We start from the raw sequence: 13,950 nt of genomic DNA on the forward strand, positions 1-13,950 counted from the left end.
TGTGGATGGTGCGTTTGTCGTCTGGCGACGTGGCCCGTCTATCTGCGGAGCATAGCCTATTGCGCGGTCACCCGGTCAATAGTTTCCTTTGCGAAGTTCCCGTGACGTCGGGTTATCGATATCATGTGATCCTTGCCGCATTTTTGCCTTGGCAATCGCCATGATCGGGCGCGATAAGCCGAGGTGATTTTTCGCCGATGGTTAACAGGTTCTGAACCTGATTGTGGGATGGCTATTCGCATCTGCGCGCAGGCCATGTTCGCGCAGGTTGAAATGAAACAACAAGAAGGCAGGATCGCCCAACGTGTTTGTCGACAGTCCCTTTTGGCTCGCCATTCTGGTGTCCGGTGTTATTACCACGGTCTTGATGCTTGCCCTTTGGCTGGGCCTTGACCGGGCCCTTGCACGGCGCATGGTGCTGGCTGCGGTTATTCCGGCGGTGGTGGTTGCCGTCCCGGCGGCCATCGGTTTGCCTGCAACCGCCCGGGGCGGTGTGGGGGCAGCACTTCTGATGCTGGTGCTGGGCGGCGTTTGCGGCGCTATCCTTGATTTCGCACATTTGCGCGCGCGCGCTTGCGCGATTGTCGCAATTTTGTTGATGCTGCTTGGCGGCTGGCTGGTTCTGGCGGCCCCGGTTACCGGGCTTTTGTATCATCCGGGCGGCTTGGTGACGCTGGTGTGGATCACCTATATCCTGATCGGTGCGTCCTTTTTGTGGGTGACGCGCCCCAATTTTGAAGAGGACGAAGACCCGGCTGTGACCAAGGGCAGGGGCAAAAAGAACGGCAAATCGGCAAAATCCGCCAAAACATCGACAAAATCTGTTGTTACAAGCGACGAGGATGCGGCGAAACCGGCCCCGGTTGCGACCTTTGTCGCGCTTGCCATCGGGCAGGGGATTATCGCCGCCCAGTTTGGTCTGCACGATCATGTGGTGTTTCTGGCCGGTCTTTCGGTGGCCCTGTTGGTGGCGCTGATTTCCGAAAAGGCCGCCCCGCAATATCGCGCCGCCTTGTGGTTGGCGATCAGTACCGCCCTGATGGCAAGCGCATCGGGTGTGATGCTGGCGGTGCCGGGGGCGACATTTGCAATGGCGGTTCTGGTTCTGGTGGTGTTTGCCGGGTCGGGGGCGGCGCTGATTGCCGCCCATTTTCCTGCCGATATGGGCGCTAATGCTGGTGCGGGCGGTGCGGTTCTGGCGATGCTGGTGCGGGTATCGGTTCTGGCGCTACCAGTGCTTGTGGCGGCACTTGTGGCCTATATCGGGGCGACAATGCAGGCCATTCCGTAAGGAATTCGGCACAAGGCTTGACCAACAGCGCTGATTCTATTCATCTTTGCCTAACTGTTGCACTGTAATCTCGGTTTGTTACGTTATGGAAACTGTGTGCTGAAAGTAGTACAAGGTTCTAATTAACGCGTCGGGCGGGGCGTTTGGGGGACTTAATGACTGATAGTTATAAGGTTTCGACGCCGTCCGTAATAATCATAACCACCGTTCAAGGATATTACCGGTGAAAAGACCTTATATCCTCGTCATCATTGGCGTCCTGCTGATTGTCGCTGCGATCTCGTTGAATTATATGCTGACACAGTCGGCAGATGAAGCCGATACACCGGCAAGAACAACAGCACCGCCCGCCGTGACACCGGATGCCGCAAATACGCCGCAGGTCGCGCCGGAACAAACCGAAGCCGCACCCGAAGTTCGCACGCCGAGCTTTGACGTTGTGCGCATTGGACCGGATGGCAATGCCGTGATTGCCGGTCGCGCCGCTCCCAACAGCACCGTGCGCATCCGCGAGGGTGATGAAGTCATCGGGCAGGCAACCGCTGATGAACGCGGGGAATGGGTGGTTTTGCCTGATAAGCCGCTGGCAAGTGGTGACCGGGAATTGTCGCTTGAATCCGAAGACAGCACTGGCGAAGTCTATAAGGGCGATGACAATCTCGTGGTTCTGATCCCTGAAAAACCGGCATCAGGCGAAGCCACAACGGTCGAACAGTCCGGTAACGCGGCAAAAGACGATGACAAGGCAGAACAGCCGATCATCGCCATGCGCGTCCCCAAGAAAGGTGGTGCCGCGAGCGTCATGCAGGGCCCGGCCCCCGAAGATATGAGCGAAGAAACCGCGCGCGAACTGGCCCAGGCGATGCCGGAAGGGTCGGAAGTTCCCGCAGCAGCGATGCCGCGCCTGTCGATTGATGTTGTCGATTATGACGAACAGGGCCGGGTTGCCATGTCTGGCAAGGCCGATGACGACACCAGCATTCGCGTTTACCTTGACAACAAATTTGTCGGCAGTGCCTCGACCGGGGATGACGGCAACTGGGCCCTGACAATTGGCGAACCGATTGAGCCGAGCCAGTATCAGTTGCGCGCCGATCAGCTTGATGCGTCCGACAAGGTGACGGCACGTGTTGAACTGCCGTTTGAACGTGCCCGCCCGGATCAGATTCTGGAGCCGGGGACACGTTATGTCGTTCAACCGGGCAACAGCCTGTGGCGGATCGCGCGCCGGACCTATGGTGATGGTCTGCAATACTGGGTGATTTACAACCAGAACCGCAAACAGATCCGTGATCCCGACCTGATTTATCCGGGCCAGATTTTTGCGCTTCCGGAAAATGGAACCGCCCAGCAGTAATTGCTGTTCTTTGCGAGGGGCAAAACACATGATAATGGTGTTTTGCCCCTTTTTTTATTCAGGGCCTTTCGGGTTGCGTTGCCCTTTGTCATCACTAGATGCTAAGAACGCGACCAACCGGTAGTATCGATACCGTCATTGTTATGCCCATACCCATGGCAACCAGGGAATAAAGACTTTGAAATCCGTTCTTGTGCCGATCAATCCCGAAGGCTGGAAATTCGTTGCGATTTTTGCAGCGATCACCGTGGTTCTGTTTCTGATTGCCGAACCGCTGGGCTGGATCGGTGTGATCCTGACACTCTGGTGTGCTTATTTCTTCCGCGATCCGGATCGTATTACCCCGGTTGACGAAAATCTTGTCATTTCCCCGGCGGATGGCCGCGTCTGCATGATTTCCAAGGCACCACTGCCCAAGGAACTTGAACTGGACGACAAAACGCCGCGTACCCGCGTTTCGATTTTCATGAATGTGTTCAACGTTCATGTGAACCGTTGCCCGGTCAATGGTGAAGTCGTCGGCGAGGCCTATGTGCCCGGCAAATTCGTTAATGCCGAACTCGACAAGGCATCGGAAAACAACGAACGCCAGATCCTTCTGGTGCGTGACAGGGAAGGTCGCGAGTTCGGTGTTGTCCAGATCGCGGGTCTGGTAGCACGTCGTATCCTTTGCGATGTCGGTCGTGGTTCGCAGCTTAAGGCGGGCGAACGTTTCGGCCTGATCCGTTTCGGATCGCGGGTTGACGTTTATCTGCCCGAAGGTGTAGAACCCAAGGTCATCGTTGGCCAGACCACGATTGCGGGTGAAACCATCCTTGCCGATATTGCGGCCAAGGGGGTTGAAGCGGCCGTCGGGGAGATTCGCTAATGGCAGGCGGCATCCGGCAAGATCATCGCCCCCGTCGGTTCAAGGCATTATCGCTCAGCCGTCTGGCGCCGAATGTCGCGACCCTGATGGGGATGTGTGCGGGGCTGACGTCGATCCGTTTTGCGATGCAGGATCGATGGGAAGCCGCGGTTGCCGCCATCCTGATCGCCGGGATCATTGATGGCCTTGACGGTCGTCTGGCCCGGATGCTGAACGCGTCAAGCCGTTTTGGGGCCGAACTTGACAGTCTTTCGGACTTTGTCTGCTTTGGCGTTGCGCCTGCGATGATGCTGTATTTCTGGTCGCTGCATGAATTCGGACCGGTCGGCTGGGCCTTGTCGCTTCTGTTTGCGGTGTGCATGGCGTTGCGTCTGGCACGGTTTAATACCCAGATGCTGGGTGAACCGGAATTACCGACATGGGCTTATCGCTTTTTCACCGGCGTTCCGGCCCCGGCGGCAGCCGCCCTTGCGATGTGGCCGATTGTTCTGACCTTCCAGTTCGGGCGGGGCGTGTTTGACAGCCCCTATATCGTCGCACCATATGGTGTTCTGATTGCCGGACTGATGGTTTCGCGCATGCCGACCTTTTCGTTCAAAAAGGTCAAAATTCCGCGGGCGTGGGTTTTGCCACTGATGCTGGCATTCGGGGCGTCTGTGGCGTTTCTGGTGTCCTCGCCTTGGTTGACCCTGTCGGTGATTGCCGCGGTCTATTTCGCAACCTTCCCGCTGTCCTATCGGTCCTATCGCCGGATGGGCGTTGAAAACCAGCAGGAAGAAGTCCGAGCCGAGGAAGAAGACGATGACGGTGAACCCGACGACGATCCCGACGAGGGACTTAACAGGGTCCACCAGAACTGATCACACCCGATCAAGACTTTCCCAGGCACCGTTTTTACGGTGCCTGTTTTGTTTTGCGGATGTCATTGCATCGCGGATGCAGGGACATCACGCGTTGTTTTGAAATCACGCAGTGTTTCGTTGAAACGGGCACGGTCGGCGTGACCGAGATAATCGACATAATATTCAAGCCACGGCATGTCAGGATTGCTGGCAAGGATGTCATTGATCTTGGTGATCGCACCGATCCCGGTTGATGACCGGTTGCACGCAATGGCAAGATGAAGCAATCGCGGCATTCCCCCGATAGGCAGTGCAACCGTATCGGATGCTTTGCCCTGTGCCCGGCGATGGAATTCGATTTCCGCCGGAAAGGCCAGCATCCAGTCGATCCGCCCCATTTCCAGCATCAGAGGAAAACTTGATTGATTGTCGGTGCGCAGAATATTGGGTGAATCAATAGCCTCTGCCAGGATGCGATCAATATCGGGACCATAAGACCGCGATTTTGCCAGCGCGGTATAGCGCGACGTATCCCCCAGCAGGGCTTCAAGGTCAATCGTGCCGTCTTCGAACATATAGGGCGTGAATGACACCAGCGCGCTGTCGGGGACGACAACCGACAACGGCAGAAGGGGGGCGACGGTGTTGCTCAGGATGAATTCACGCGCCCTTTCCGGGGTATTTTGCGTTCCGGGAATACAGACCGTCTGGCCGGTATCGTCGGTCATGCGCATGGCGTCATATGCACTGCGGCGTGGCAGGATTTTCATCAAATGATGATATTCGGGCATACGCACGGTAAACCAGTCCAGCATCTGCGCGCCATAACCATTCAAGCGGTCTTCGATCTTGATGAAGCCCGGCATGTCTGCATCAATCGCCCAAACGATATCGGTTTTGGTTTCAGGGGGTGATGGCCGCACGTCCTGCGCCATCACGCCCGATGGCTTCAAGGTCAGCAATGCCAATAATCCTGCAATCATCAGAGAACTGAAAAGCCGTCTGCCCATGCCAAGTCTTCCGATCGCCAAGATGCGCGGTTCGATGTTTCAATTTGTACTTATCCAAAGGTGGTGGGTCGGCGGTGAGGATCAATAGCCACACGACAGAAAATTGCGCCATAAATCCCATTTTTATGGAATAATTGCCGGTTTTTAAGGGGGTGATGATCGGAATGCGCATGGTTTTTGCAGCCCCATTCATGTCATGTCGGTCACTTTAGGATAGGATGTGTGCGCATTCTGTCACCGGCTAACGCGACGCTGATGCTATTTGGTTGGTTGCAGTAACGCTTCGAACTGTTTGGGATCAATGTATTGCGCGCGGGCCGAAAGAAACCATTCGCGGTCCTGGGGGGAAAGCCACGCGGCATAGAAATTTGTCCAAGGCATATCAGGATTGGCATCGACAATCTGGTTGATCCGGGTGATGGCCTGTTGTCCGACTGGTGTTTTGGCGCAACCGATTGTGGCTTCCAGCAGATTGGTGTTGCCGCGGATTGGCAATGATTTGATCTGCTGGTGTGGTGTGACATCGCGGCGGTAAAATTCGGCTTCGGACGGAAAATAGAATATCCAGTCGATCCGCCCCATTGCCAGCAACCTTAAAAGTTTGCTGTCGTCGGCCACCGGCATGATTTGCGGGGCGTTGCGATATCGCTCGACATAATTGTCAATCAGCGCCCCGTAGGAGCGCCCGATCCGAAGGGCGGTGGCCATCTCCCGGTTTGCCATCAGCTGTGCAAGCTGAATATGACCATCTTCATCCATGAACGGTTTGAAATTCTGCTCGTCCCCGGCGCGGATAACGACTGAAATCGGCAAGTGCAAAAGAATGGTTTTGGCAAAGCTGATATAGTTGCGGCGTTCGTCATTCGGGATCAGGGTGGTACTGCATCGGGCATTGTTGTGCTCGTTTTCCGGGTTGCTGCTATCACGCATTTCTGCCAGAAGCCGTGCCAGAGGGACTTCCTGAATTCTGTGCTGATAATCCCCCAGTCGCGCAATAAACCAGTTCTGGGTATCGGCGGCATATCCCGTCAGTTTACCATCTTCGGAGATGAAGGCGGGCGCAAATGGCGGCACTGTCCAGATCAGTGTGCCTGGCACATCGGCATTGGCCGTTGCTGCCATAAAAGGCAGGGCTAAAAGCCCAGTCAGGCCGGAAATTGCACCACATCCAAGCCGGAACTTCATCCGCAATCCCATGTTCAGTTCCCGAGTTTACAAGGATCGTTATTGTTTTGTCGTCAGGATAGTACCCAACTCATTATCAAATTATGTAAGGAGTCTTATCCGAACGAAGGATTTATCCTATCACTTGGGGCGGTTTTGAAATGCGGTGAGTGCTCCATCGAACTATGCCCTGACGCTCAGGATTTTCTGGTGTGTCTCCCAAAAGCGACCGGCCCCCGGTGCGTAGCTGGGGGCCGGTCAAACCGCGCGGCGGGGTCGGGGGGAATGTCGCGCGGTTTTTACTGTTATGTCTGGCGTGGTCGGGATTATGACCTATGGTCGGCAGATTGTGGCGTGCCGCCCTTGCCAAATCTATCCGCCATCCGTGCCTTTAGCTTCCGCCAGCCGATCCCCGCCTTGTGGCGCATCATCAGTGCGCAGGGGGTAAAGACCAGTGTCAGCACGGTGGCAAAGGCCAGACCAAACGCGATGGATGTCGAAAGTTGCACCCACCACTGGGTCGAAGGGGCTCCAATCGACATGGAACGTTCGGCGAAGTCGATATTGATCTGTAACACCATCGGTACCAGGCCAAGGATCGTGGTAACTGTGGTCAGCATCACAGGTCGCAAACGCTGTGCCCCGGTTTGCAGAATCGCGGTTTCGATACTGTCCGCACTGTGTTTTAGCCGGTCGAAAGTATCGATCAGAACGATATTGTTGTTCACCACGATCCCGGCCAGTGCCACAACCCCGATCCCGTTCATAACGATGGAGAACGCTTGTCCCGTGATCATCAGCCCCAGGAAAACACCCGCCGTTGACATGATGATTGCCACCATGATCAGAAGCGAACTTGAGATGCTGTTGAACTGGGTGACCAGAATGACAAACATGATGAACAGCGCAACAGAGAAGGCATTTTTCAGGAAGTCTGCCGACTTTTGCTGCTCTTCATCCTGCCCCTTGAATTCGACCGAAACACGCGGATCGATATCAAGGTTTTTCATCCATGCCTTGACCTCCTGCACCTTGGTGTCGACCAGGATGCCTTCGGCAACGTCGGCCTTGACGGTCAGGGCGCGGCGGCTGTCAACGCGTGACAATGTCCCGGTTTTGGGTTTTGCGGTGCGTTTGACGAAGTTGGCCAGCGGCACCAGCCCCTTGTCGGTCACGATCTGAAGGCTTTGCAATTCTTCAAGGGACCTGTGTTCGGCCGGGTAACGACCGACAATGTCGATTTCCTCGGTCGAATCATCCGGGCGATAGGTTGAAAAATTGATCCCGTTGGTCACCAGCTTGATCACATTGCCGATCTGGTTGATGTCCGCCCCGAATTTCAAGGCCTGCGCACGGTCAACCGTGTATTCCCAATCAATTCCCGGAGGCGATTTGCCGTCTTCGAAATTGTAAAGACCGCCCATCTCCTGCAATCCGGTCATGATTTTGGTCGCGGTTTCATCAAGTGCATCGGGATAAAGCGACCGCAACTGAATCTGGACATCCTTGCCTTGCGGGGGGCCTGCTTCGGCGGCACGAATTTCGATCTGCAAGCCGGCCAGATCGGCGGTTTCTTCAAGGATGCGATGTTCGATCTCGGTCGCCTTCGGGCGTTTCTGCCAGTCGGCATATTCAAGCTGGATGACACCGATCACGTCTTCGGGGGTGTCGTTGCCGCCGCTGCTTGCACTGCGGCCCGAACGGGCATAGACGGTGTCGAACCAGTGTTCGCCTTCATGCTTGGCGTCAAGGCCAAGAATGCGATCCTCGACTTCCTTTAACAACGCATCCTGTTCGTAATAGGACATATTGCCGCGCGCACGGACCTGAACGGCGGCGACTTCGGGCTCTACTGCCGGGAAGAACTCCACCCCGCGACCAAATATACCAAATGCCGCCCAAACCCCGATCAGGATGACAAATGCCATCGGTACAACCAGCCAGTGGAACCGCAACGAGCCTTTAAGCAGACGGACATAAAAACCTGTTCCGCCCTTAAGATCGCGCAAACGATCCATCCGGCCTGCGGCAACCGCGTCCAATGCCTCGCTTGAGGCAGAGCCGGGCTTGCCAAACCATGCGCCAACCGTGGGCACAAAGATCAGCGCCATTACAAGCGACGCGGACAGGGTAAACAGAACCGTGATCGGCAGGAATTTCATGAATTCGCCGACGATATCGGGCCAGAATGCCAGTGGCAGGAAGGCGGCAAGGGTTGTTGCCGTCGATGCAATGATCGGCATCGCCATGCGTTTGGCTGCCAGCGGATAGGCCTGCTTGCGCGGCAATCCGTCAAGCATCTTGCGATCAGCATATTCGGTTACAACGATCGCGCCATCCACCAGCATCCCGACCGCCAGGATCAGACTGAACAGAACCACGATATTGACCGTCATGCCCAGTGCCCAAAGCACAAGGATTGCTGTCAGGAAGGAACCCGGAATGGCAAGGCCCACCAGAAGCCCCGACCGCCAGCCCAGCGACCAGATCACCACCACCATGACTAGCAGGATCGCAAGGATAACACTGTTTTGAAGGTCGGTCAGCATGGTGCGGATATCTGATGATTTATCCTGCGAATAGCTGATCGTGATATTGGGTGGGAAGGATTGAGCCGCTTCGGCGGTTACCGACTTTATGTGGTCAATCACATCAATGATGTTTTCGCCAACACGTTTGGAAACCTCGATCGCGATGGCCGATTGGCCGTTCAGTCGGGCAAAGCTTTCGGCATCCTTGAAGGTCCGGCGGACTTCGCCGATATCGCGGAAACGGATCACCGAATCCCCGTCAACGATAAGCGGCATGTCAAGGATGTCATTGACTGTTTCAAACAGGCCGGGAACCTTGATGTTGAAGCGGCCCGATCCGGTATCGATGGCCCCCGCGGCCACCAGCGCGTTCGAATTGCGCACCAGCGATACGATATCAACCCCGTTCAGGCGATAGCTTTCCACCTTCATCGGATCGATGACAAACTCGACCAGTTCTTCGCGGTTGCCGGCAAGATTGGCTTCGAGAACCGCGGGTATACCTTCGATATTGTCTTTCAGGTCGCGTGCCAGACGCAGCAAGGTCCGTTCAGGCACATCACCGGCAAGGGTGACAACCAGAACCGGAAACAGCGACAGGTTGACCTCGTGAACTTCGGGATCGTCGGTATCGGTGGGCAATTCTGACTTGGCAATGTCGACGCGTTCGCGCACATCGGCAAGGGCGTCGTCGATATCAACATCGGAATAGAATTCAAGCGTGACCGAGGCGCCGTCCTGATAGGATTGCGATGTCATTTCCTTCACACCTTCGATGGTGCGAAGTTCCTGTTCCATCGGACGCAGCAAAAGCCGTTCGGCATCTTCGGGCGAAATGCCGTCATGATGCATCGACACATAAAGGACCGGGATCTGCACATCCGGGTCGGCTTCCTTGGGGATCGCGTTGTAACCCACCCAACCGGCTGCCAACAGCAGGATCAGGGTCAGGATAACGGTGCGCGAACGGTCAAGCGCAATATCAATGAGGGACATGTTTCTGTCTCCGGTTCCTCAATGCCACGCTTAACGCGCAACCGTTTCCTTGGGGGCGGGGGCCATGTTTTGCAAACCTTCGGGGGTATCGCCGGTTTCAATCCGGCTGACTTCGACTGTTGCGCCTTCCTTGACCCAGTCATGGCCGACCACGATCAGGTCGATCTTTTCCGGAAGGCCGCCAATCCAGATGCCATCTCGGTTTCCTCCCTGAAGTTCGATCGGGTAAAACGCAACCTTGTTGTCATCGACAATGACGCGCACGCCGACCTGACCTTCGTCATTCAGCGTCAGGACCGACGGGGCAACGCGATGCGCCATTTTGGTGCCGATTGGAATTTGCAATTCGGATGTCATGCCATCGGGGATGCCAAGGTCGGTATTATCTATTTCGACTTCGACCCGATAGGTACGTGTCGAATTGTCCGATGCCTGCGACACATAGCGCACGACACCATCGGCCTCGCGCCCATCAAACAGGGTGATATGCGCCAACTGGCCAGTTTGGACGCTGCCGATCGAATGTTCAGGGACATGGGCAACCACCAGCATCGGGTCGGCCTGGATCAGGGTTGCGACCGGATCGTTTACCGACAGAAGATCACCGATTTCAGCCGGGCGGTTTTCCACCACGCCGTCAAAAGGGGCGCGAATTTCTGTATGGTTCAGTTCGATCTGTGCCAGTTTCAGGTCCGCCCGCGCTTCTTCCAGCAGGGCCTTGGTTTCTGCGACACCGGTTTTCGAACGGTAATTCTTTTCGGCAAGGCTTTTGGCCGCACTATTTTCAAGTTCGCGCTGGGCTACAAGGGCACGCGCCTTTTCCACGCGCGCAGCACGGTCTTCAACCGCCAGCTTGACCAGAAGATCACCCTTTTTCACGCGCTGGCCCTTGATTGCGCCGATTTCTTCGACCATGGCATCGACCTGGGCACGGATTTCAACGGAAACCACGGCTTCGGTGCGTCCTGAAATGCGCAGGACATCGACATGTTCGACGGCTTCGCTGGTTCTGACGCGGACCGATGCATGTGGGGCATGCCTGGCCGAAGGTGACGTGGTCGGCACAGGCGCATCGCCATTTTTCGCGACTTGCGCACCGTCCGCGTTTTCGACCGCTGACGTCGGGCCTGTTTCGGCGGGATCGTCCCCGCCCAGTAATCCGGACCCAACCCAAAGTACCGCCCCGACGGCAAGTACGATGGCGATAAGGCGTGAAGCATTCATGGTTCTATTCCCTCAGATATGCCCAAACGGAATGCGTGTGGCACTTGATAAAGTGGCGCTTTGTGGTGAACCTTGCGGTTCTTGTTATTCTTGGTTCTGTTGTTATTGTTGTCGGCGGATCAGGCTTTCCTGTCTTTGCGGGTTCGCAATTCCTCGATCAAACCTGATTTGTTTTCGCGGATGAATTTCAGTGTCGCCTCGCACATTGCCTGCCCAAGTCCGGCGACGAAACGGCAACCCGGGGTCGGCTGCCCGTCTTCATCGCGTCCATGGGTAAGCGGACATTTATCCTTTTGCGGATTGTCCGGATCGATATCGAATTTCATCATTTCGTGGCGGGCAGCGAATTCATCGATCAATGCCTCGGTCAGCTCGATCGGCAGTTCCTCGGCAAAGGTCAGCATGAACAGAATATCGGACCGGTAACGATCCTCGCCCGGGCGGGTTTGCAACAATGTGCGCAGAAACGTTCGGCGGCCTTCGCTGGTCAGTTGGTAAACCTTTTTATCGGGGCGATTTTCCTGTTCGCGTTCAACAAAGGTCACCATCCCGTCCTGGGTCAGCTTGGTCAGTGCCGGATAGATCGAACCCAGAGACGCGATCTGGAAATGGCTGAAAGTGCCATCTTCAAACATTTTGCGTATCTCGTATCCGGTTGATTCACCACCCATCAGGGCGCCAAGGCACAATGTGCGTACATCCATATTCTGTTCGGTATCCATCCTGTTATGCGTCTCGATCCGATCATCGTTCCGGCGGGGGAAGATGCTAGAACAACTATATCATTTCGGTATATATCGATTCTTAGTATATCGGACTGATATAGTCAATTTATTGCACGTTTCGGTTTAATGACGACTGATAAGGGTGGTTTGTTACAAAATCGGGCGAGTGTTTTGATTTGGCTGGGGTTAACCGCGCTTATCGTTGAAACAAACTGGCTTAATTTGTCCGGCCGGGCGTCCGGTTGTGCATCGTCGGACGCCGATTGTGTTTGTTCGTGCATATTGAAACGATATAGGACGACATTTCCTCACCCCGGTAAGGGGACAATGCCGGGCACCGATCAAACGGGATAAAGCGCGTTTATGAACGATATATATGACTATCTTGATCTGTTTGTGGCTGTCGCTGGCATCGCGCAGGCAGCATTCCTTTGTCTGCTGTTGCGGTCCGAAGGTGCGCGTGCGCTTCGTGCCAATCGCTGGATGATGCTTTTCCTTGCTGCTGTGGCGTTCAACCTGTTCGAAGATGTCGCAGAGGTTTTCTTTTCGCAGCAAGGCTATCAGGTTGTCGAAATGATATTCATTCCGGCCAATTTTCTGATTGCCCCTGCCGTTTATCTTTACTTCCGCGAAGTTTCGGGCGTGCCGTCACGTCAGCCTTGGGTGCATTTTGTGTTGGCTGGGGTGGTCCTGAATCTCATGGCATGGTCGATCACCAATGGCATGCCCATTTCCGATGATTTTCAACATAGTTTTACTGTTCCTGCCGCCATCAGCAGTTTCTGCTGGTTTGCGATTTTCGCGCAGGCGGGGACTTATGTTTTGCTGATCTGGAAGGTGGCGCATCGGTATTTCCGTCAGGCACAGGAACAGCTCGGCGTGGATCGCAACGCGATGCGCCGCTGGATGGGTGTCATTCTTGGTGGTGTCAGCCTGATCTTCCTGACGGCCCTGATCGGTAAGATTGCCGCATTTTTCTTTGTTGAAGATCTGGCGATGTCGGGAACCGGGGTAGCATTTGTGCTGCTGCTGTTCGCACTCAGTTATGAAATCGCGACCCAGCCGGTTTTGTTTGTCATGCCCGATTGGCCGGGCGAGGGCGAGGTGGATGAAGAGGATCTGACCCAGCCAGTACAAGGTTCTGCAAACAGTGCTGTTGTTTCGGCGGCTCCTGCTGTGTCTTCTGCAAGGGGGGGCGACGCGGAGCCGATCTCGCGGCCGCTGCTTGACGGTGACGGTGTGGCATCTGCGCTCAGGCGGCTTGACGATATCCGTAAACGCGGTGACTTGCTGCTGGATCCTTTGGTTTCGCTGCCAAAACTCGCCCGTGCGGTGGGGCTTTCGCCCAATCAGTTATCCTATGTTTTAAACCATCATGTCGGGCAGAATTTCTTTGATTATGTCAATGGGGCGAGGATCGAGGAAGCGCGTGCGGTACTGATTGCCGAGCCTGAGCGGACCATCCTTGATGTGGCGCTCAGTGTCGGTTTCAATTCGAAATCGACCTTCAATCTGGCGTTCAAGAAACTGACCGGGGATACGCCAAGTGCGGTGCGGGCAAATGCGCGAGCAGCGGCAGAAAATAGGCCGTCCGGAGCGACACCTGGTGGGCCGGATGGGCAGGGCCGGACGCCGGACGTCGCACAATAGGGCTGGGTCGGCAGGATTTCACAACAGGAACCTGCCGACATGATCCGCTCCAGCAACCATCAAAGAAACCATCAAAGAAACCATTTCAAGCCCAGCACGAAGACCAGCCATAATACCAGTACCAAACCCAGCGATAATAATGGCCGAAGCACGGTTGCCCGAAAGGGTATCGTCACAAACGCCATCGATGGCCATGATGATGGCCTTCGGAATGTGCAGCATATCCGCAAGCGGACCTTTCGGATCGGCGGCCTTATGATGCTTTTTCTGGTGATGACCGGACCCTAGCCCA

Annotated in this window: 11 protein-coding genes and 1 pseudogene; 5 read left to right on the forward strand and 7 right to left on the reverse strand. The window is 55.4% G+C overall.

Translation table 11 applies throughout. The annotated features are described in order from the left end of the window. The first annotated feature begins 304 nt into the window (after positions 1-304). The 4 genes and pseudogenes from P8T57_RS13635 (at position 305) to pssA (ending at position 4,376) form a co-directional block, all read left to right on the forward strand. Positions 305-1,291, forward strand: a complete 987-nt coding sequence (locus tag P8T57_RS13635) for a hypothetical protein (protein WP_341363393.1) — start codon at positions 305-307, stop codon at positions 1,289-1,291. A 223-nt stretch (positions 1,292-1,514) separates the two neighbouring features. Next, positions 1,515-2,648, forward strand: coding sequence for an Ig-like domain-containing protein (locus P8T57_RS13640; RefSeq protein ID WP_341363394.1), 1,134 nt, complete (start codon positions 1,515-1,517; stop codon positions 2,646-2,648). 154 nt (positions 2,649-2,802) lie between these two features. Next, positions 2,803-3,516 (forward strand): annotated as a pseudogene (locus tag P8T57_RS13645) (phosphatidylserine decarboxylase); the annotation flags it as partial. After that, complete coding sequence (pssA, locus tag P8T57_RS13650; RefSeq protein WP_007090516.1) at positions 3,516-4,376, forward strand: CDP-diacylglycerol--serine O-phosphatidyltransferase; 861 nt, start codon at positions 3,516-3,518, stop codon at positions 4,374-4,376. The pseudogene P8T57_RS13645 and the gene pssA, both read left to right, overlap by 1 nt. Positions 4,377-4,438: 62 nt before the next feature. On the opposite strand, the gene P8T57_RS13655 is transcribed toward pssA, so the two are convergent. The 6 genes from P8T57_RS13655 to P8T57_RS13680 all read right to left on the reverse strand — a co-directional run bounded on the left by P8T57_RS13655 (position 4,439) and on the right by P8T57_RS13680 (position 12,005). Next, positions 4,439-5,320, reverse strand: a complete 882-nt coding sequence (locus tag P8T57_RS13655; RefSeq protein WP_341363395.1) for a hypothetical protein — start codon at positions 5,318-5,320, stop codon at positions 4,439-4,441. Next, positions 5,262-5,561: a hypothetical protein gene (locus P8T57_RS13660; protein WP_341363396.1), complete on the reverse strand. Its 300-nt coding sequence runs from the start codon at positions 5,559-5,561 to the stop codon at positions 5,262-5,264. The genes P8T57_RS13655 and P8T57_RS13660 overlap by 59 nt, the downstream gene beginning before the upstream one ends. A 65-nt stretch (positions 5,562-5,626) precedes the next feature. Then, on the reverse strand, positions 5,627-6,565 hold the full coding sequence (locus tag P8T57_RS13665; RefSeq protein ID WP_341363397.1) for a transporter substrate-binding domain-containing protein: 939 nt from the start codon (positions 6,563-6,565) through the stop codon (positions 5,627-5,629). Positions 6,566-6,858: 293 nt separating this feature from the next. Next, a complete protein-coding gene (locus tag P8T57_RS13670; protein ID WP_341363398.1) occupies positions 6,859-10,059 on the reverse strand; it encodes an efflux RND transporter permease subunit in 3,201 nt (1,066 codons plus the stop codon). Positions 10,060-10,089: 30 nt separating this feature from the next. Then, entirely contained in the window at positions 10,090-11,283 is a 1,194-nt protein-coding gene (locus P8T57_RS13675; RefSeq protein WP_341363399.1) for an efflux RND transporter periplasmic adaptor subunit, read from the reverse strand. Between the two features lie 119 nt (positions 11,284-11,402). Then, complete coding sequence (locus P8T57_RS13680) at positions 11,403-12,005, reverse strand: PadR family transcriptional regulator (protein WP_341363400.1); 603 nt, start codon at positions 12,003-12,005, stop codon at positions 11,403-11,405. A 366-nt stretch (positions 12,006-12,371) separates the two neighbouring features. Here P8T57_RS13680 and P8T57_RS13685 point away from each other — a divergent pair, with 366 nt between their 5' ends. After that, complete coding sequence (locus P8T57_RS13685; protein WP_341363401.1) at positions 12,372-13,658, forward strand: helix-turn-helix domain-containing protein; 1,287 nt, start codon at positions 12,372-12,374, stop codon at positions 13,656-13,658. Positions 13,659-13,676: 18 nt separating this feature from the next. Here P8T57_RS13685 and P8T57_RS13690 read toward each other — a convergent pair whose 3' ends face one another. Continuing rightward, positions 13,677-13,853: a hypothetical protein gene (locus tag P8T57_RS13690; RefSeq protein ID WP_341363402.1), complete on the reverse strand. Its 177-nt coding sequence runs from the start codon at positions 13,851-13,853 to the stop codon at positions 13,677-13,679. Positions 13,854-13,950: the final 97 nt, after the last annotated feature.

The sequence above is a fragment of the Thalassospira sp. SN3W genome (assembly GCF_038070535.1).
Classification (GTDB): domain Bacteria; phylum Pseudomonadota; class Alphaproteobacteria; order Rhodospirillales; family Thalassospiraceae; genus Thalassospira; species Thalassospira xiamenensis.